Source organism: Rufibacter roseolus, assembly GCF_017916365.1.
GTDB classification, from domain to species: Bacteria; Bacteroidota; Bacteroidia; order Cytophagales; family Hymenobacteraceae; genus Nibribacter; species Nibribacter roseolus.
This window is the reverse complement of record NZ_JAFMSU010000001.1, coordinates 794,886-816,049: the sequence shown is the minus strand read 5'-3', so window position 1 is coordinate 816,049 and position 21,164 is coordinate 794,886. Positions and strand designations below refer to the sequence as shown.

13 protein-coding genes are annotated in these 21,164 nt (G+C 49.5%); 7 read left to right on the top strand and 6 right to left on the bottom strand.

The window, feature by feature from the left end; translation table 11 throughout:
• Positions 1–20: 20 nt before the first annotated feature.
• Complete coding sequence (locus J3P35_RS03395) at positions 21–2,492, bottom strand: bifunctional UDP-N-acetylmuramoyl-tripeptide:D-alanyl-D-alanine ligase/alanine racemase (RefSeq protein WP_210462960.1); 2,472 nt, start codon at positions 2,490–2,492, stop codon at positions 21–23.
• 245 nt (positions 2,493–2,737) lie between these two features.
• Here J3P35_RS03395 and J3P35_RS03390 point away from each other — a divergent pair, with 245 nt between their 5' ends.
• The 3 genes from J3P35_RS03390 to J3P35_RS03380 all read left to right on the top strand — a co-directional run bounded on the left by J3P35_RS03390 (position 2,738) and on the right by J3P35_RS03380 (position 5,803).
• Positions 2,738–3,643: an EamA family transporter gene (locus J3P35_RS03390; RefSeq protein ID WP_317195350.1), complete on the top strand. Its 906-nt coding sequence runs from the start codon at positions 2,738–2,740 to the stop codon at positions 3,641–3,643.
• A gap of 86 nt (positions 3,644–3,729) precedes the next feature.
• Positions 3,730–4,185: a hypothetical protein gene (locus J3P35_RS03385; protein ID WP_210462959.1), complete on the top strand. Its 456-nt coding sequence runs from the start codon at positions 3,730–3,732 to the stop codon at positions 4,183–4,185.
• 289 nt (positions 4,186–4,474) lie between these two features.
• Entirely contained in the window at positions 4,475–5,803 is a 1,329-nt protein-coding gene (locus J3P35_RS03380) for a glycoside hydrolase family 2 TIM barrel-domain containing protein (protein ID WP_317195349.1), read from the top strand.
• Positions 5,804–6,125: 322 nt separating this feature from the next.
• Here the strand turns inward: J3P35_RS03380 and J3P35_RS03375 are convergent, their stop codons facing one another.
• From J3P35_RS03375 to J3P35_RS03360, 4 genes are all read right to left on the bottom strand, one after another.
• Positions 6,126–6,977, bottom strand: a complete 852-nt coding sequence (locus tag J3P35_RS03375) for a glycoside hydrolase family 16 protein (RefSeq protein ID WP_246849934.1) — start codon at positions 6,975–6,977, stop codon at positions 6,126–6,128.
• Positions 6,978–7,140: 163 nt separating this feature from the next.
• Positions 7,141–8,586, bottom strand: coding sequence for a PKD domain-containing protein (locus J3P35_RS03370; protein ID WP_210462958.1), 1,446 nt, complete (start codon positions 8,584–8,586; stop codon positions 7,141–7,143).
• Between the two features lie 21 nt (positions 8,587–8,607).
• A complete protein-coding gene (locus J3P35_RS03365) occupies positions 8,608–10,119 on the bottom strand; it encodes a RagB/SusD family nutrient uptake outer membrane protein (RefSeq protein ID WP_210462957.1) in 1,512 nt (503 codons plus the stop codon).
• An 11-nt stretch (positions 10,120–10,130) separates the two neighbouring features.
• Positions 10,131–13,310, bottom strand: a complete 3,180-nt coding sequence (locus J3P35_RS03360) for a SusC/RagA family TonB-linked outer membrane protein (protein WP_246849933.1) — start codon at positions 13,308–13,310, stop codon at positions 10,131–10,133.
• Between the two features lie 1,142 nt (positions 13,311–14,452).
• On the opposite strand from J3P35_RS03360, the gene J3P35_RS03355 reads away from it, so the two are divergent.
• The 4 genes from J3P35_RS03355 to J3P35_RS03340 all read left to right on the top strand — a co-directional run bounded on the left by J3P35_RS03355 (position 14,453) and on the right by J3P35_RS03340 (position 20,623).
• On the top strand, positions 14,453–14,677 hold the full coding sequence (locus J3P35_RS03355) for a hypothetical protein (RefSeq protein ID WP_210462956.1): 225 nt from the start codon (positions 14,453–14,455) through the stop codon (positions 14,675–14,677).
• 755 nt (positions 14,678–15,432) lie between these two features.
• Positions 15,433–18,504, top strand: coding sequence for a SusC/RagA family TonB-linked outer membrane protein (locus J3P35_RS03350; RefSeq protein ID WP_210462955.1), 3,072 nt, complete (start codon positions 15,433–15,435; stop codon positions 18,502–18,504).
• Between the two features lie 12 nt (positions 18,505–18,516).
• The gene (locus J3P35_RS03345; protein ID WP_210462954.1) at positions 18,517–20,031 is read left to right on the top strand and encodes a RagB/SusD family nutrient uptake outer membrane protein; all 1,515 of its coding nucleotides are present in this window, start codon (positions 18,517–18,519) and stop codon (positions 20,029–20,031) included.
• 181 nt (positions 20,032–20,212) lie between these two features.
• Complete coding sequence (locus J3P35_RS03340; RefSeq protein WP_210462953.1) at positions 20,213–20,623, top strand: hypothetical protein; 411 nt, start codon at positions 20,213–20,215, stop codon at positions 20,621–20,623.
• A 101-nt stretch (positions 20,624–20,724) separates the two neighbouring features.
• Here the strand turns inward: J3P35_RS03340 and gloA2 are convergent, their stop codons facing one another.
• Positions 20,725–21,114 (bottom strand): SMU1112c/YaeR family gloxylase I-like metalloprotein, encoded by a 390-nt coding sequence (gloA2, locus tag J3P35_RS03335; protein ID WP_210462952.1) that lies wholly within the window; start codon positions 21,112–21,114, stop codon positions 20,725–20,727.
• Positions 21,115–21,164 lie beyond the last annotated feature (50 nt).

Here is a 21,164-nt window from a genome sequence, read left to right as displayed (position 1 = left end):
CATAATCACATCCTCAACGGCTATTCATTGAAAAACACCCGCTTCACCCGCGTGCTCACGTTAGTCAAAAGTTCATAAGGGATAGTCCCGATGCGGGCAGACAGTTCTGTGAGCGGCAATTCCGCACCAAAAATCAACACTTCATCGCCGGCGCGCACGTCTAGGCCGGTGACGTCTACCATGCACATGTCCATGCACACGTTCCCGATGATAGGCGCACGCTGCCCGTTGATGAGCACCTCGCCCACACCGTTTCCGAAGCGGCGGTCGTATCCGTCGGCGTAGCCGATGGCGATGGTGGCGGTCTGTTTATCGGCTTCGGCGATGCCCCGGCGGCTGTAGCCCACGGTTTCGCCGGCTTTGATGGATTTCACCTGCGAAACGGTGGTCTTGAGCTGCCCCACGGTCTGCAGACTGCTTTGCTCCTGGCCCGCGGACTCCACGCCGTACAACCCGATGCCCAGGCGCACCATATCAAAAGCGGCCTCCTCCCCAAAACGCACGATGCCGGCGGAGTTGAGGATGTGTTTCGTAACAGCGTAGCCTAGCCCCTTTTCCACAGTGGCGGCCATCTGCCGGAACCTGAAAATCTGCTCGCGGGAGAAATCATTGTACAAGGCTTCATCGGCGCCAGCCAGGTGGCTGAACACGCTCTGCACGCGCACGTGCGGCATCTGGTCCAGCACTTCCAAGGCTTCCTCCAACTCTGCGGGGTCAAAGCCTAGGCGGTGCATGCCAGTGTCCAGCTTGAGGTGGATGCGGGGTGTTTTGCGGCTGTTTTTGGGGAAATAGTCCAGAAATCGGTGTAGCAGGTCCGGGGAGTAGATCTCGGGTTCCAGGCTGTACTGCTGCATTTTCAAGAAACTGTCGGGGCTAGGGTTCATGACCATGATGGGCAACGTGATGCCGTGCTCCCGCAGGGCAATGCCTTCATCGGCGTACGCCACGGCCAGGTAATCCACGCGGTGGAACTGTAGCAGATTGGCGATCTCGTAGGCGCCCGCGCCGTAGGCGAAGGCTTTTACCATGACCATGATCTTGACCTGAGCCGGCAGTTTGGCGCGGTAGAAGTTAAGGTTGTGCACCAGCGCATCCAGGTTCACCTCCAGCTTGGTACCGTGAATCTGCTGCTGCAGGGCGGCTACAATCTTTTCAAACTGGAACACGCGCGCGCCTTTCACCAGAATAGTCTCCTGCCGGAAGGTCTCGGAGCGGAGCTGCCCCAGGAAGGAATCAGTGCCCAGGTAGAACTCGCTGCCGACGGGAAACAGGTCCTGGTGACGGGTAATGATGTCCCCAATGCCGATGACGCGGTCCACGCCGCGGGTTTTGATTTCCTGTGCCACCTGCTGGTAAAGCGCATGCTCCTCCACCCCGGCCTCCAGCAGATCAGAGACAATGAGCGTTTTGCGGCCGCGGCGGGCCTGCTGCCCCAGCACATCCAAGGCGATGCGTAGACCGGCTAAATCGTTATTATAAGTATCGTCAATGACGTAGCAGCCGTTGATGGCCTCCTTGCGCTCCAGGCGCATGGCCACGGGGTGCAGGCGCTCAAATTGACCCGCCAGTTCCTCAGGCTTCACGCCCACGTACAGAAGCACCGCCAGGCAGTGGAGCGCATTTTCTAGCGAGGCTTCGTCAGAGAAAGGCAGTGTGAGGTCCTGGCCTTTGCCATCGTAGCGGAACCGGACTTTGGTTTTGCCGTGGTGCATCTCCAGCACTTTCAGCTGCACCTGCGCCGCCGGATGCTCGTGGGTGCTCCAGGCAAAAGTTGGCAGACCGGCCTCTTGAATAGCCTCATAGACGAAGGGCTGATCGGCACAGAAGACAAGCTTCTCTACATGGGCGAAAAGTTTGAGTTTCTCCTGCAGTTTCTGATCCGAGGAGGAAAAGCCTTCATCGTGCGCCGGGCCCAGATTGGTGAACATACCGATAGTGGGCTGCAGCACGCTGGCCAGGTGTTCCATTTCTCCTGGGAGGGAAATACCGGCCTCAAACACGCCTATGGTATGGCTCTCGTTGATCTGCCACACCGAGAGCGGCACCCCGATCTGCGAATTGTAACTACGGGGGCTTTTCACCACCCGCTCAGAAACGCTCAACAGCTGCGCCAGCCACTCCTTGACAATGGTTTTGCCGTTGCTGCCCGTGATCCCGATGACAGGTATATTAAATTTGCGCCGATGGTAGGCCGCCAGCCGCTGCAAGGCGTGCACGCTGTTGCTCACCAGCAGCACGTTAGCCTCCGGGAAAGTAGACAGATCCATGAGCCCCGAGGCATCCTCCACCACAAACTGCCTTACGCCAGCGGCATACAGCTCGGGCAGGTACTGGTGCCCGTCGTGGAATTCTCCCCTGATGGCGAAGAACACCGAGGATACGGCATTGGCTATTTTCCGGCTATCGGTGAGCAGGTGCTGCACGGGATAGGTGCCGTTACACTGCACCAACATGCCGCCCACCACCTGGGCAATTTCTTTGAAAGTAAACATGATGCGGTTATCTGTTATCCAAATATACAACAGAAGGAATACCGCCAAACACTCTCTTCCGCCCGCTTCCTGCCGCGCAAAGAATCCATTTTAAGGGCGTTTTCTGAAAAAGGGCGCAAAAACGGCAACAACCCGGCTCAGACGTTCTTTTTGGCGAAACACAAGGGTGTTTTTGGTCAGAAATAGGTGCTTATTAGGCAGTAAGCGGGGCAACGGCTACCTTTGTGCTCCTGAAAAAAATTACCGTGAAATTAAACCGTTATCACATAGCTGCCGTCAGCGCCTTTCTTATTTGGGGATTTATCCCATTTCCGCTTAAAGCTTTATCCGGGTTCCCCAGCAGCCAAATCCTTTACTTCCGCATCCTGGTCTCGGTGCTAACGCTGTTGCTCATCTCCGGCACTACCCGCCGCGAGCAGTGGCGCCAGACTTTCACCAGGTTCAAGGAAAATGGCCCAATAGAAAAGCGGAGATTCGTTCTGTACACGTTGCTGGGCGGGGCGCTGCTCACCATCAATTGGCTGGCCTTCATCTACGTGGTAAATCACGTAGACATCCAGACGGGCTCTTTCTCCTATCTGCTCTGCCCTATTCTCACCGCCACGCTAGGCTTTTTGATTCTGCATGAGCACCTGCGGGTTCACCAGTGGGTTTCCGTGGGACTGAGCCTTATGAGCTGCCTTCTGGTGGGTACAGATTCTATTTACAACCTGTTGTTCAGTCTGCTCATTGCCTTCTCTTACGCCTTCTACCTCATTACCCAGCGTCTGCTCAAGGATTACGACAAAATTGTGCTACTCACGCTGCAATTACTGCTGGCATTCACGTTCATCGGGCCCACCTATCCGTGGTTTGTGGGGCAGGAGGCGCAGCCTATCACGGGCCATTTTGTGGGGCAGATTGTGCTGCTAAGCTGGCTTTTCACAGTATTGCCTTTGTTTTTGAACCTGTACGCGCTTAAGGAACTGAAATCTGCCACGGTGGGCGTGCTCATGTACCTCAACCCCATCATCAACTTCACCATGGCGTTCCTGTATTTTGGGGAGGTCACGAGCCAGCAGAAGATATTGGCTTACCTGGTGATCTTCGCCTCGGTGATTTTGTACAACCTGCCCATCGGGAAGAAAAAAGAAGTGCCAGTCTCTGCCTGACCAGGAGAAAGCCATGCAACCTTTGGCCCTGTTTTTGGCTCTTGTCTATAGATAAGGCAACGGAGCCTTTCCCATTGAACAGACCTATGAAAAGCACTTGGTATTTCACATTGGTAAGCCTTCTGATCACGGGCTGCGCCCAAACAGAAAACCTGACCTCTACCGAGGGAGCCGTCTTCACCCAGGGAGCCAACCTTACGCTGAAGCTGCAAAAGCCCGTGGCCGCCGGTGACCTCACCCTGAACCTGCAGAAGGTAGACGAGAGCCGCTGCCCCATCAATGCCAACTGCGTAAGAGCGGGATCAGCCATCACGTATGTGCAGTTGCAGGATGCCCAGGGCAACAGTACCACCAAAGTTCTATACCTGGGAGACCCGCTCACGGCGCCAGATAACCGCGGCTTTCGCACCGCGGATACGCTCAACGCCACTCTGGGCAGCAAAACTTACCGCCTGATTTTAACCGAAGTTCTGCCTTTCCCCAACACGGCAGACCCCAACCCGGCTGAGAAAACCGCCAAACTATCGGTGACAGCATTGTAAGTAATGTCACCTGCGTGGGGAGGCACCAGAAATTTAAGTTTCTGATAGAATAGTGGTTTACTTTGCAGGAGAAAAGGCCTTCCTTTTACAGAGCATTTTTCCTAAAACGGCGCTAAAGCAGCAAACCGGCTTTCTGCTTCACAGGGGCAAATCATGAGGGTAGCAAAGCATTAGCGTGGCTTGTCTCCTTAGTAAAAGTTTATGGGAGGCATTTACGGGTATTGACGTAAATTTCAAGTATTTTAGAGGCATACAAGCTATATCCAGCCGCTAAAACTATACTTTTCTCGTGAAGCTACCTCTTTTCAAAAGCCTGCTTTTCCTTTCTGTTGCTGCTTTCCCCCTCTCATGTGCCCAGAATGTCGCCCCAACTTCCGCCACAGTCCAAACTCCTGCGGCTTCGCAGAAGGCTGTAAAAGTAGAAGTAAGGAAAAAGAACGGTCGGTTTCAACTATACCGCGGAGGGAAGCCCTACTTTATCAAAGGAGCGGGCGGCGGCCGTTACCTGGACCAACTAGCCGCCTACGGTGGCAACTCCATCCGGACCTGGAGCACCCATAATGCCCAGCAAATTCTGGATGAGGCCCACAAGCATGGCTTAACTGTGACCATGGGGTTGGATGTGGCGCGCGAGCGGCACGGGTTTGACTACAACAACGCGGAGGCCGTAGCCAAACAACTGGCCAAACTCCGTGAAGAGGTCATGAAGTACAAAGACCACCCGGCCTTGCTGGTATGGGGTATCGGGAATGAGTTGAACTTAAGCTATTCCAACCCTAAGGTGTGGGATGCGGTGAATGACATTGCCAAGATGATCCATGAGGTAGACCCTAACCATCCGGCCAGTACCATGCTGGCGGGCCTCAACAAGAAGGAAGTAGACTACATCAAGGCGCAGGCTCCTGAAATAGACCTTTTATCCATCAATGCCTACGGTGATTTACCTTCTATTCCGGGCCGGGTCCGGGAGTATGGCTGGGAAGGCGCTTACATGATCACCGAATGGGGACCCACCGGCCACTGGGAAGGCCCGCAGACTCCCTGGAAAGCCTCAGTAGAAGAAACCAGTTCTGAGAAAGCCGCCGTTTACCGCAGCCGCTATGAGGCCACCATGGGGAAAGACACTGAGCGCTGCCTTGGCTCCTATGTTTTCCTGTGGGGACAGAAACAGGAAAGGACCCCCACCTGGTATGGTCTTTTCACGGAACAGGGAGAAGAATCTGAAGTTGTGGATGTGATGCACCATCTCTGGTCAGGGAAATGGCCCCAAAATCGTGCTCCGCACCTTACCTACGTACACCTTGACGGCAAAAAAGCCACTGATAACATCTACCTGAAGCCTAACCAAAGCTACCTCATCCAGACCGAGGTAACGGATCCAGACCGTGATGCGCTCACCTACCGCTGGGAACTCCTCTCTGAAAGCACAGACCTCAAAGAAGGCGGCGACGCTGAAAGCCGCCCGGGTGCAATCCCCGGCATTGTGCAAGACCAAGGCAAAGGACAGGCTCAAGTGAAAGCCCCAGAAAAAGAAGGTGCCTACCGCCTATTCGTGTACGCTTATGACGGCAAGAACAACGTAGCCACGGCTAACATCCCTTTCTTTGTGAAGAAGTAGCCAGTTAGACTTCCAGAAAAACCCATCTAACCCGCTGTTTTAAGGGTACTTTCATGAAAACAGCCTAAAACAAAACGCCCGCAGGAGGATACCTGCGGGCGTTTTGTTTTAGGCTGAATCTAAGGTTTCATATATGTGCTACGCTTCAGCCCTGTTTTTACAAAATGGAGCATAAAACGGTGCCGTTTGAAAAGGAATACTCAGCAATAAATAAGGGGACGTTCCTTTCTTTTAACAGAAGGAACGTCCCCTTATTTATTGGTTTATGAAGGAATACAGGGCAACTTTTGTGCTATCTAACAAAAGCTTCCTGTACACAGGTCTATTTTTCCACCATTTTATAAACCCGGACATAATCTATCTCCATCGTCTGTGGGTAAACCGATGCATCCACTCCCTGGGCACCTCCCCAGTTACCACCTACGGCAATATTCAGTAGCAAATGGAAGCGTTTATCAAATGGCCAGGCGGCGTATCCTTTGCCTTCATTGATAAATTCATACATCATTTGGTTATCAATATAGCCCCGTATGGCAAACGGTGTCCAATCAATTCTGTATAAGTGATATTCGGTACTTGCATTTGGCACCACCTTACTGGCGCCTTTCTGGGTTCCAATACCGTGGTTATAAGCTTCTGTATGAACGGTTACGTGTACGCGGTCCTGGTCATACCCTACGTGCTCCATGATATCAATTTCCCCGGATTTCGGCCAGTTCCCGTAAGACCAGTCCGTTGGCAGCATCCAGATAGCCGGCCAGGTTCCCTTGCCGGTGGGTAACTTCGCTTTGATTTCGAAACGGCCGTAAGTCCAGTCGCCTTTATCTTTGGTTACCAAACGAGCCGAGGAGTACTCTTTCCCTCCTACACTTTCCTTTCGGGCAGTTATGGTCAGTTTGCCATCGGCTACACTGGCATTGCTGATGTTATCAGAGTAATACTGCAGTTCATTGTTACCCCAACCGTTACCGCCAATATCGTAGCCCCATTTAGCACTGTTTGGCTTGCCAGAATAATCAAACTCATCGGCCCAGACCGGAGTGGTTTCAAAGCTCCAATTCTTGTCTACTGGCCCGGTAGGCTGCGTGATGACTGGTCTGGGGATATCCTTCTCGCCGCCACAGGCTGCCATAGCCCAGGCAAAACAGAAATAGCCAATTGAACTAAGAGGCATTTGAAAGAATTTTCTTGTTTTAAGTATAAACATAATGACTTCACTTTGGGGGATTGTAGTTTCCATATACAACCACCAGAAAACGCAGGATGTTACCCATCCAAAAATAAAAAGACAAAAAAATGCCAGGTGCAGAAACTGAACCTGGCATTCTAAAAAGATTTTACTTCTCTAATCTGAAATCATCCAGGAAGAACACACCCGGGATAAAGTTACCTTCTCCACCCACCTGAATCACAATGCGGTCCAGGTCTTTGCGGCTGATGATATTGGCTGCACCAAAATCAAACGTTAACTCTACCCATTTATCCAGTTGCGTTACCGGTTGTTTGATCTCAACTTGATTTCCCCAAGGCTGTGCGGAGGTACCATCCTGAAGTTTTACTGAAACTTGCTTCAATAAATGCGGATCTGCCCAAGACTCACCAGCAGCTTTGGTGAAGTCATTATAGCTTGGGATAAATACTTTCAGCTTGAATACGTGGCGTGTTGTTAAATCAAACTTGTAGGTAAAATCAGCGAACATGTTGGCAAACTCAAAGGGCTGGCCATCTTGTTTCACGTACAATGCCACCTTTGGCGAAGCATTTCCTGATGCTGCAGACGGTGCCGGATTGTCGTAGCTCTCGTTCAGGGTCAGCGCTTCGGTTTTCCAAACTACATTCCCTGGTTCATCAAAGTTATCCTTGATGTCTTCGATCTTGTATGGCTTTTCCTGCACTGGCCGGGTGTATCCTTTTGGCACCAGGCGCAACCACCAGGCATTGGCTGCGTTTGACGCATCGTTGCCTTTTACATAGAGTTCGTTTTCGGTTAACTTCAGAATCTCATAGCGGGTAGCACCGGTATAATAGCCCAGGAAGCCTCCACCTGAGAAGGTCAGGTACTTTTTACCACCTTCTTCTACAATACTCCAGGTCATGTTAGTAGGCGGCGTGTAAGGCGTAGTGTAGTCAGAACTTTGGTTTGCACCACCCAGGCCACTGCCGTTTGAGCCGTTCACGAAAGTAGAGCCATTGTTTTTGTAGGTGTAAGCGAATCCATTCAGGTTAAACGTCATTTCGTCGTCGTAAAGTCCTTCAGATGCTTTCTCATTGGCTCCGGCCTGCCACCATTCTGGCGTACCTGCCCCAATTGGCCCCACTCCCATGTGCCCAGCCAGCGTTTTGTCAATCACCCAGGTTTTGCCAGTAGCATTTGCCGCACCGCCGGTTAACATGTTGTAATCTTCCCGATTCAACATAGAGACATTCGTCCTAGCAATGGTTACCGCCTGGGTTTTGGTTGCAAAACCACCACTTGTGAACACGGTAAGCTTCACATTATAGGTACCTGCCACCGGATAAGAACCAGATGCATCGTTACCTACTCCTGTAGCCCCATTTCCAAAATCCCATATAGCTTTCAGAGTCCCGGGGGTCTCGTTTTTGAAAGTTATGATGTTGGGATTGCTGGCTGTAGGTGTCGCAGAAAACATTACCTGCTCAGAGGTAGGCGCAGCCGCCAACTCTCCTTCAAAATCCTCAGGGGTACAGGCTGTAAAAGAGCCTCCTAACAGTGTTAATGCCAGGTATAAACAAACCTTGTATGTTTTAAATATTGATTTCATGGTTAGTATATTTAAATACAATTAATAGCCTGGGTTTTGCGTGATAGTACTGTTAGTAATATCAATCTCCTGCTGTGGAATAGGCAAAAACTCGTTTCTGTTGGCTTTGAACCCAAGTGGCCCCAAAACAGCGGCTGCTCTACCGGTGCGTACCAAATCAAAGAAGCGGTGCCCTTCAGTGGCTAATTCCAGTTGACGTTCACGGTAGATGTTATCCAACGTAGCCGGTACAGACGGCAAACCAACACGGGCACGCACGGCATCTAAAAGCATTTTGGCTCTGGTTGCATCTCCGCCACTGCGAACCAATGCTTCTGCCTCCAGCAAATAAGTATCTGCCAAACGGATTTCAATCTCATTGATTGGCCAGTTTAATTCCGGCGTACCTACAGGAGACTTAGCACTTGCATACGGGGCATATTTCTTAATGAAATAATCAGTATTCTGATACCGTGGATTGTAAGAGGCTCCCTGTGCTTTCAAAGCTTTACCATCAATGATAGTGTGTTCAAAACGCGGATCTCTTGTCATGTCCGCATTTGTCATGGCCGCAACCAAATCCAACGAGATAGGAGCAAAACCCCAACCTCCAGAATATAAAGGTCCATTGTAATTTTCTGGGCCAACAAACTGAGGGGCTACGTTGCCTTCTCCTCCGTTCACCCAACCCCAGTCACCCCAAACACCTTTAGTAGAATGAGGAATCTCTAAGATGGACTCCGCATTAAATTGGTTGTCTGGTTTGAAGATATCACCATAGTTCTGCAACAGCTGATAATTGCTTGCCGTGTTCACTTCTTTAAAAAGGGCGGCAGCTTCAGCCATACGGCCATTATCATTCTGGTGCATGATGGCTTTGCCTAAGAGGGCAGTAGCGGCATATTTCGTTAACCTACCTTTTTCAGTTGCAGGAACAGAACTTGGCAAATCAACACGGGCTTCCTTCAGGTCTTTCTCTATCTGAGCATAGATTTCTGCCGGTGTAGCTTGTTTCTGTGAATATAAATCACTGGTAGGAATGGCGCCCGTGATCAACGGAACCCGTCCAAAAAAGCGAACCAGATCAAAATAGAAATAAGCGCGCAGAGTTTTTGCCTCAGCAATAGCTCTGGTTTTAAAAGCTTGACTTAACGCAGGTGCTTCTTCAATTTTAGTTAATATCAGGTTAGCCCGATAAACCCCGGTAAAGTTCTTTTGCCATAAGCCAGTAGAGGGGCTGATGAAAGGATCTACTGTGAAATTATCCCAGGCCACCCAGCTCACCTGGTCTGTGGCACTGCCTCCCCCCGCGTGGGCTTCGTCAGAGGCAACGGTAAGCAAGGGTTGCTTCATGGTATAGCCACCGCTGTTACCCCACTGCATTACATCATACACGGCTACCAAGCCCTGCATCACCTGAGTTTCGTTCTGGTAGAAATTACCTTCTAACTCTGTTCCCCTTGGAGTTAACTCCAGGAATTCTTTGTCACAGGAGCTGAAGGCTACCAGCCCTGCCAAGAATAAGGATGTATATATTGATTTGTTAAGTTTCATGTTTTATAAAATTAAAAACCCACATTTAAACCAAACATCAGAGACCGGGCTTGCGGATAGATACCACGGTCAACCCCATAGCTTCCTCCACCAATCTCTGGGTCAAAGCCGGTGTACTTTGTAAAGGTTAACAAGTTATTACCGGTAACAAATAAGCGCAGTTTGTTCATGTGCACTCTGCTGATAAGTGACTCTGGCAGAGAATAGCCAATTTGCAACGTCTTCACCCTGAAATAAGAGGCATCTTCCACATAGAAATCAGAGCTACGATTAAAGTTCTGGCTTGGGTCTCCTTGTACTATCCGGGGGAAACTGTTGGAGGTTCCTTCTCCTGTCCAGCGACCTAATGCCTCAGTGGTCCAGTTGGCCCCGTTCAGGTCTGGGCGTCTTAGGGTTTTGAATACATCGTTCCCTGAAACACCTTGCCCGAACACCAGTATGTCGAAGCCTTTGTATTTAGCCGATGCGGTGAAACCGAAGGTCCAGTCTGGAGTTGGGTTCCCGATCATGGTCCGGTCGTCGTTATCAATAATGCCGTTTCCGTCCACATCTACTTTGCGTAAATCACCGGGCTTAGCATTTGGCTGTAACAAGGCTCCGGTGCTGTTCACGTAGGAGTTCACTTCTTCCTGAGTCTGGAATAAACCGTCAGTCTTGAACCCATAGATAAAGCCTACCGGACGACCAACTTCGGTGCGGGTGATTTGTTCCCCCGCAGGGCCAAAGGTCTGACCATTCAGGAATTTCTTTTCTGAGCCCAGGCTGGTTACTTCATTTTCTAAGTAAGAAGCATTACCGCTCACATTGAAGCTGAAGTCATTGATGGTTTTGCCATAGCCTAATTCCACTTCAAAACCTCTGTTCTCCATATCAGCGATGTTACCCACCGGGCCGTTATTCCCAACATACCAAGGAACAGCAATGTCTAAGAGCATACCGGTAGTCTTCTTCTTGTATAGATCAACGGTTAAGTTGATATTGTTGAATAACACCGCGTCAAACCCTATATCAGACTGAGATGTTTCCTCCCACCGTAAATCTGGGTTTGAAATAGCATTCGGGCTTACCCCATTTACCAAAGTAGCATTGGTGCTAGTGCCCAGCGTGTAGTTTCTGCCACCTCCTACTGTGGACAAATACCTGAAATCACCAATTTGGTTATTCCCGTTTACTCCGTAAGAACCTCTGAATTTCAGGAAATTAACAACATTGTTGTCAGGGAAGAAGTCTTCACGTGAAGCTACCCAGCCTACTGAAACAGATGGGAAGTAACCGTACTTGTTGTTAGGGCCAAACCGTGAAGATCCGTCCCGGCGCAGGATACCGGTGAACAGGTATTTCTCATCGAAATTATAGATAACGCGACCAAAGAGAGAAGCCAACGTTTCCTGATATTCTCCCCCATAGTATTGTTGGTTTGCCTGAGGAACCGGGAATGCCAATGAGGCATCATCCAGATTATCAATTGGCAAGCCAGATCTGGTACCTCCCTGGGTTTCGCCATAGTTCCGCTGGGCGGTTGTTCCGGCTAATAGGGTAAGGTCATGTTTGTCGAAGACACGGTTATATGAGGCCGTATTTTCCCATAACCAGAACAAGCCACGGTTGTTGTTGCGGGTATAATCATTGAGTACGTTGCTGTTGGTAGCATTCAGGTAGAAAACCGGTGAAAAGCTTCTATCTCCCCAGAAAGCTAAGTCAGTACCAATGCTTGATCTTAGTTTGAACCCTTTGAACAGTTCCAATTCACCAAAGGCATTTGCCACGATTTTATCAGACCATCCTCTGGCTTGGGCCACAGCCAAGGCAGCAATAGGGTTTACAATCTCAGAGAAGACGTAGTTAGAAATTCCGTAAGGTCTTCCTTGAGCATCTCTCACCACGGGCTGTTGCGTGTAAGGGCAAGTGGCACAGTTGATGATGGATGGATCCGTTTCTACAAGAGGTGTGATTGGGTCTAAGTTGATGGCCCGGTTTAGAGGAGAGCCATACTCAGTGTTAGTAGCAACACCTACTGAACCAATGCGGGTATACCCAATATTGGTACCAAAAGTCAAGGCGTCGGTTAGTTTATGCGAAGCATTAACCCGTGCTGTAAACCGCTCAAATTGTGAGTTAGAAGGTGCTACAATCCCTTCTTGTTTGAAATAACCAAAAGATGTGTAGAAGGTAGACTTTTCGCTTCCTCCAGACATGCTGATGTCATGCTGCTGAATACTGGCATTGTCACTGAAAACTTCCTCTTGCCAGTTAGTACCTTCTCCTAAAGATTCAGGATTCTGGAAAATGATGCCGCCGCCGCTGGCTACACTGCCCTCATTGGCAATAACGGCATATTCACGGGCATTTAGCAGATCCAGCTTACGCCAGGGAGCCTGGGTACCCACATAACCATTATAGTTAATTGACATCTTGCCGGATTTCCCTTTCTTGGTGGTAACAATGATTACCCCATTGGCTGCCCGGGCACCGTAGATAGCCGCCGAAGCCGCATCCTTTAAAACCTCGATTGATTCAATATCGGCTTGGTTCAGGTATTCAATACCGCCACCAACCTGAACACCATCCACAATGTAAAGCGGATTGCTGTTACCAATGGTAGTGGTTCCTCTTACCCGCACGGTTGCCCCTTCCCCTGGCTGGCCAGAGTTGGACGTGATTGTTAAACCAGACGTTCTGCCTTGCAAGGCCTGCTCTACCCTTGTAACAGGTAAACCCTCCAAATCAGCAGCTTTTACACTTGAGATTGCTCCGGTAACAACGCTTTTCTTTTGAGTACCATACCCTACCACCACTACTTCTTCCAGAGCTCTGGCGTCTGAAACAAGGGTGACGTTCATCACATTGTTGCTACCAACCGGTACTTCCTTGGAAACAAAACCGATGTAGGAAAAAACCAACGTTCCTCCGTTATCAGGCACAGCAATAGAATAGTTTCCGGAAATATCTGTGGAAGTTCCCGTGGCTGTACCTTTCAGCACTACAGATACGCCAATCAGTGGCTCTCCAGTTTCTGAGGTAACCTTGCCTGTTACATTTACATCTACGGCATTCGCCTTTGCTTTTTTAGCAGACTTGGCACTTGCCTTTGGTAATAACGGAGAATCTTTCAATGCTCCAGCGTGTACTTCTGCACTATGGTATCCGACTACCATACTGCAGCTAAAAGCTAGTAGTAGTATTTTTTTCATGTATTGTATTTAAGGTTTTGTATCTGCATTATCAATTTTTAGGACACGAGTTCTAGCTTGTAGATTTTCTCAACCTGAAGTTCAAGATTCCTGTTTCATAGAAAGGTTAGTAGATAAGGCTTCGAACTTAGATATATTAACAGCATTTTTTCAGATCATTTCAAATTCCAATAGGCATCTGTTTAAGGGTTTATAGAATGTAAACTCATCATTAACTGTATTTTAATTGAAAAAAGATGCAATTACGGTTTAATACAATTTCAAAGATACTACTCTTTGCATTGTAATCACAAGCTGAAAATTATGAAAACTATATATCTAGGACGTATTTTATGTACTTCTCTTAATTGATGATCTATTCAAATAAGGTTTATTTTGAGAAATGCATTTTTACCATCCCATTTTCTCCTCTTGAAGAAGCATTTTTCTGCTCCACTTTCACTTGCCTGAGCTTATCACAATAATTGTAGGCATCACAGAGCATTGCATTGAGCTAAATAAATGCTACTCCTGCACAAGAGAAGAGAAAAAAGTATTTTGTTCTCTAAATTCGGTTTTGTTAAAAAAAATCCTGTTTTAGAACCCAAATATATAAAATTGGCAAATGTTTAGCCTAATTAGCAGTACGTCACAACTACATCAGGCTGTTTTATAGAGTACATCAAGAATACATCAAGGGTACATCAAGCAGACAAAAAGAGCTTCACAGCCCTTTAAGTAACGTTTTTGCTAAAAGTGAAATCAAAAGCATTATTTTTATTCACACTACTCCTTTTTCTAGTTGTAAAAATGACATTCCTTTAGTGAGACCCATTACATATAGGGATAGCTATTTTTACTTGGATAGCTGCCTCTGTGGTAGGATTCCCTTTTCCCATCTATGCTTTCCTGCAGCCTTGGGAAATTTTGGACTTGCTGTACTGGAGTTCGGGTCATCGTGGAACAAAGAAGAGCAACATAATATCAGGCAATGTCAGGAGAAGACATAATGCAGCGGGTTTACAAAAAACAAGCTAAGCACTAAGAAACACCTTTAGAAGCCCGTAGCCGCCGGCGACCTCACCCGGAACCTGCAAAAGGTAGATGAAAGCCGCTGCCCCATCAATGCCAACTGTATCAAGGCGGGATCAGCCATCACGTATGTGCAACTGCAGGATGCTCAAGGCAACAGTGCCACCAAGGTTCTATACCTGGGAGAACCGCTCACGGCGCCAGACAACCGGGGCTTCCGCACTGCGGATACAGTCAACGCCACCCTGGGCAGCAAAACCTACCGCCTGATTCTGACCGAGGTCCTGCCTTTCCCCAATACCGCGAATCCCAACCCAGCCAAGAAAACCGCCAAAGTATCGGTGGCAGCCTTATAACAATTGTATCTTTCTGAAGGGAGCGAGCCCGTGGCGAAAGCTGCGGGTTTCGTTTTATACCCCCTTTCACTTCAATGCCTTGGGTCCGATCTTGCAAAAACAGCCTCAAAACAGAAAGAAATAAACGCAGATAAAATACATCTTTCACAAGCACAATTGGAGCATGTCAGTTTTGGCGTTTGCTGTGGTTATAAGCAATCCAACCTTGCAGTCTCCTTCCTTTCGTTATGGAATCGCTTCTCAGAAAACGGGCTTAAAACAACCTATCTCTCTTCAGCATTTCCCTCTAGGATTTTCTCCCTTCCCTAACCCTGAAATTCATCGGGCACTTAAAGCGCTCTTTCCTTTCTCCGGCATTAAACCTCAGCGGCATCCTTCTGCCAGGATCCACAACTCAACTTCAACCCAAAAGCTAGCCTGAAGCATCCCTAGCAAAGGAAATAGCCCAATACATCATAGGCTAAAAAGTGGGACAAGATGTTAACAAAAGGTGGGTTTTTAGCTTAAAAATGAAGATTCGTCAAAAAAACACTTAAAAAAGACACAATTTTTAATGAAAATTTATTTCAAACCCTAATGAATTGAAAAACTGCCTTACTAAGCATTTTAGGGCTTTTTTCAGCTTTTTGATGTAGTGCTAACGCAGAGAAATACCACGCTTGATGTATTAGTGATGTAATTAATATTTGAGCATTATTTTGCTATTATATTATATTAGACCATTAAAATCGGATATTTTTAACGAAACTGTATTTATGAAGAACAAACTACTAACCTTTTTGCTACTGTTTATAAGTAGCGTGGCGTTTGCTCAAACCACAATTACGGGTAGGGTAACCTCCGCCCGTGGTGGTGAGCCTCTACCAGGCGTTAGCGTGGTAGTAAAAGGTACTACAGCCGGTACCACAACCGACGTGGAGGGCAGATATCAGTTACAGGCTCCTTCAAATGCCTCCACCTTGGTGATAAGCTACATTGGGTTCGTGAACCAGGAAATTGCTATCAATGGAAGAACTTCAATTGACGCTGCAATGCAGGAAGACCAACAAGCATTGGAAGAAGTAGTGGTTGTTGGTTACGGAACCCAGCAAAAAAGCTTAGTGACCGGAGCCATTTCCTCAGTGAAAGCAGAGGAGATTGCCACGGTATCTTCCAGCCGGGTAGAGCAAGCCTTACAGGGCCGCACTGCCGGTGTTACAGTATTACCTGCGTCAGGCTCTCCGGGCAGCGGGATGCGCGTACGGGTAAGAGGAACTGGTTCAAACTCTGGTTCAGAGCCTCTTTATATTGTTGATGGCGTAAGAGCCGGGGGCATTGAATTCCTGGATCCTTCAGAGATCGCTTCTATTGAAGTATTGAAAGACGCGGCCTCAGCGGCCATCTACGGGGCTGAAGGCGCCAACGGAGTAGTAATCATCACCACTAAAACCGGCAAAGTCAACACCTCAGAGATCAGCTACGCATTCCAGTACGGCAGACAGTCTGTGGGTAGAATGATGGACATGATGAACCCCCAGCAGTACCAGCAGTACCTGGAGGAATCTAACAGCCCGGGCAGACCAACGGTTGCCGAAGCCACTGCCGCCGGAGCCGGCACTAACTGGTTTGATGAATTATTCCAGACGGCGCCTCAACAACACCACTCCATCAGCTTCAGCGGGGGATCAGAGAAATCCAGCTTCCTGGTAGGCGGTAACTTCTTCACCCAGGAGGGTATTGTGGGCGGTGACAAAGCCAAATTTGACCGTTATACCGTTCGCATCAACTCAGACCATAAAATCAAGTCCTGGCTGAACATTGGGGAAAGATTCTCTTACTCCAACTTCAGACGCAGAGGTCTAGCAGAAAACGATGAGTTTGGAGGTTTGATCAGCAGTGCCCTGTCCATGGACCCTTTGACTCCGGTTATCTACACCGGGGCGCTACCTGCCCACGTAACCGCTGCCATCCAGGCTGGCCAGCCATTGGTGCGCGATGAAAACGGTAACTACTACGGTATCTCTAACTTCATTAGAGGAGAGTACGGTAACCCATTGGCCAGAATTGCCTTGGCCAGAGGCCAGACTACCCAGAACAAAGTGGTAGGTAACGTGTACGCAGACGTGGAGCCCATCCAAGGATTGAAGTTCACTTCCCGTTTCGGGATTGACGGGGCTTTCCAGAGACAACACAACTGGACCCCTACTTTCTGGTTCTCCAGCGAAAACCTGAACTCCATCGCAAACGGCTCAGACTCCCAGAACAACTGGTTTAACCTGCAGTGGGAGAACTTCGCTACATACACCAAGCAGATTAATAACCACGGCTTCACCTTCCTGGCTGGTACCTCTGCGGTGAAACGCATGTGGAATTACATTGGCGGAAGCTACTCTGGCCTTTTCAAAGAGGAAGATAAGTTCTCTTACGCAGACACAACCCCAGACGCCTTGGACCGCATAGGCAGCAACGCCAATGTGAGCACCCTGGCCTCTTATTACGGCAGACTTTCTTATGACTACGCTGGCAAATACCTGTTGAACGCTACCGTAAGAAGAGACGGATCTTCTCTGTTTTCGCCTGAGAACGCCTGGGGTACTTTCCCCTCCATCTCTTTGGGCTGGGTTGTTTCTAACGAAGACTTCTTCCCAGAAACCAAAATTAACCACCTGAAACTGCGCGCCAGCTGGGGCCAGAACGGTTCCCTTTCAAGCTCCCGCATAGGAGATTGGTTAGCTGCCGTAGGAGTTGTGGGACGTTATCCAGATGGTTCAGGCGACTACCTGGTGGGGGCCGCTCCTACTACCCTAGCTAATCCAGACCTTACTTGGGAAACCAGTGAGCAATTGGACTTCGGTATTGATTTAGGCATGTTCAACAACCGCCTGACCTTCACCGCCGATTATTTCGACAAAAAGACCATCGACCTGATTACGCCAGGGGTTGCACCAGGCTTTGTGGGCGCTGCGCTTCCGTTCGTGAACGGCGGTAACGTACAGAACAAAGGATGGGAATTTGAGCTAGGTTACCGCAATGATGCTGCAGAAGCCTTCCAGTATGAGTTATCCGGAAACCTCACCGCCATCAAGAACAAAGTAACCTACCTGGACCCTAACGTAAACGAGATTCCTGGCGCCAGCGTGGGAACCGGTTGGTCTGCTACCGTTTTCAAAGAAGGCTTCCCAATCTGGTACCTGAGAGGCTATAAAACCGATGGTATCTTCCAGAATGAAGAGCAGATCAGCGAGTACCTGGCCAGAACCCAAATCACCGGTTACAGCCCTAAACCAGGTGATCCGATTGTGCTTGACACCAACGGTGACAAGCAGATTTCCCCTGCCGACTACGCTATGATCGGTAACCCCCACCCAGACCTGATCTTCGGTGCCCGCGTGAACCTGGCTTATAAAGGTTTTGACCTGCTGGCCTTCGTTCAGGGTCAGATTGGCAATGATGTGATCCTGGGCTTTAGCCGTACAGACCGCCCTACCGCCAACAAACCGGCTTTCTTCTATGAAGACCGCTGGACCGGAGAAGGCAGCACCAACACCGGCTTTAGAGCAAGCACTACCAACGCCTACGTTTACAACAGTGACCTGATGGTATTTGATGGCTCTTACGCCCGCGTTCGTCAGTTACAGTTGGGCTATACCCTGCCAAATGCAGTAACCGAAAGATTCAAAATGAGAAACGCCCGCGTTTATGTGTCTTTGGATAACTACTTCACCTTCACAGACTACCCTGGCCTGGACCCAGAGGCAGGCAGCAACAACGCCAACAGCTTAGGCATTGACCGCGGTACTTACCCAGTGCCAAGATTAGCGATGTTTGGTTTAAACTTAAATTTCTAAGCAACAGAATCCATGAAGAAGAATTATATCAAGATTGCAGCATTCGGTTTAGCCCTTATGGCCATGACTTCTGGCTGTAAAGACTTCTTAGACCAGGAGGTACCCGGCAAGCTTTCTGAGCAGGAATTCTACAAAACAGACGCAGACGCGCTCCAGGCCACTACCGCCATCTATGACATCATGCAGGCGCACTACAACACCGCCTGGAGCAGTATCTACATGGTGAAGACCATGCCGTCTGATGAAAGCAACGCCGCCGGTAGCGGACCTGGTGACCAGCCTGCCTACCAGACCCTGGACGACTTCAACTTTGACAGCGAGAATGACGCCGTGAAATGGGGATGGAGACTGACCTACGGTGCCATCTACCGGGCCAACAAAGTCATCAACAACGTGCAGCCGGAAACGGAACTACGCAAAAGGCTGATTGCTGAGGCCAAGTTCCTGCGGGCTTACAACTACTTTGAACTGGTGTCTCTGTGGGGCGACGTGCCGTTGGTAACCGGCGACATTCCTATTGAACAATGGAGCAGCACCGGCAGAGCCGCCAAAACTGCCGTTTACGCTCAGATTGAGAAGGACTTGCAAGAAGCCATGGTAGACCTTCCCCAGAAAAGCGCATTGACCGGCGCAGACCGGTTCAGAGCCTCCAAGGGAGCAGCCCAGGCGTTGCTTGGCAAAGCCATGCTCTACCAGCAGAAATGGGCAGATGCCGCCACCCAGTTTGAAGCCGTTATCGCTTCAAACCAATTTGAGTTAGAGTCATCGGTGGGCAAGGCATTCTCTGAGGCCGGCGAGTTTGGCAAAGAGTCTCTGTTTGAGATCTCCTACACCAAAACCCAAAGCTATGACTGGGGGAACTTCCCTTGGGGGGCGCAGCCAGAAAGCAACATCCACCTTCAGTTGATGGGCCCAAGAAGCGACTTCTACACCAAGGCTCCGTCAGATTCCCTGATCGGGGGCTGGGGCTTCAACTCTCCTAAAGCCAAGCTTTACCAGGCTTTCGTGGCCGCCGGCGATGTGGAAAGGAAACAAGCCACTGTGATGTCTGAAACCGAGCTGAAAGCCATGGGCGGTAACTGGACCAACCCCACCGCTTATGACTACGAGGGCTATTTCCAGAGAAGATACGGCACTTTCAGCAGCCAGACCGGTGGTCCGGTATCTGAGCTGAACTACGGTACCAACTGGCGCATGATCCGCTACGCAGACGTGTTATTGATGGCTGCCGAGGCCCATTACCGCGCCGGCAACGAAGGCAAAGCACGCGAATACCTGAACATGGTGAGACAGCGGTCAGAATTGACGCCGGTAACCGCCAGCGGCACCGCCCTGTTTACCGCCATTGTAAACGAACGCTTCATGGAACTTGCTTTTGAAGGTTTCCGCTACGTAGACCTGGTACGCTGGGGCCTTGCTGCCCAGGAGCTAGGTCCGTTGGGTTACAAAGAAGGCAAGCACAACGTGCTGCCTATCCCGGGCGAAGACGTACGTACGGCAGGTTTAGAGCAAAACCCTGGGTACTAATTATTTCCTAAACCCTGCAAAAGAAAAAGCCCACCAGAAATCTGGTGGGCTTTTTTTGTAAACCTTTTCTAAAACGCAAAGCAACTATTGGCTCTGTTTCAGGCTCTTTATAGTACGCAGGTGAAAATGCCTCCCTTTATAAAAAGAAGCCATGAAACAGAAAAGCGGTCTTATTCTTATAATGGCACTCCTTCTGATGGGATGCGCGCGCACCCGCCCAGAGACTCCCACCTTAACGCCCGTTCTTACCAAACCGCTTACTCATACGCCGTCCTGGACCACCTACACACTTTCCTTGCAAGTGCCCTTGTCTGCGCAAGACCTTACCTTAACGCTCCAGAAAGTGGAAGACACCCGCTGCCCTAAAGATGTCTTGTGCATCTGGGCCGGCATGGCCCTTGCACAGGTACAATTGGAAGACTCAACCGAAACAAGTGTTTCGCAAATCCTCTACCTGGGCGAGATGGTAAAGTTTTCACTGGGCACCAAAAAATACCAGTTGACTTTGCGTGAGATTACCCCTTACCCCAGAATCTCTGACCTCAACCTGGCCCAGAAGGAAGTCAGGGTTTCCCTTGCCGTCTTGCAGTAGCTTTCATTACCAGTGGAAGGCCTAACCAGCACCTCTAACAAAGATTTCCCTGCTTTCTGTTTTTCAGCCAATTTTCCAAAAACAGCACTTAAATAGGCGTTCTACCGTTCGTAGAGTTCCAGCGGTAAACCATCAGGGTCAGAGAAGAAGCAGAAGCGCTTGCCGGTGTGTTCATCCACCCGTATTTCCTGCACTTCCACGCTTTGGTTCATCAGTTCCTGCCGGGCAGCTGCAACGTCTTCCACCTCAAAAGCCAGGTGCCGCAAGCCGGCAGCCTCGGGGAAAGACAGGCGGGCGGGCACGTTGGGGAAAGAGAACAGCTCAATGATGTACTGCCCGTTCAGCGCCAGGTCTGCCTTGTAGGAATCGCGCTCGGCACGGTTAATCTCCTGCTGCAGCGTAAGGCCCAATACCTGCGTGTAAAACCTCCTGGAAACCGGGTAGTCTGTGCAGATGACGGCAATGTGGTGGATGCTCTTTAACTGAATCATGGAGCAAAGGTACGCATGGGTTCGGACTTCTGCCGGCAGGAAGCCTATGG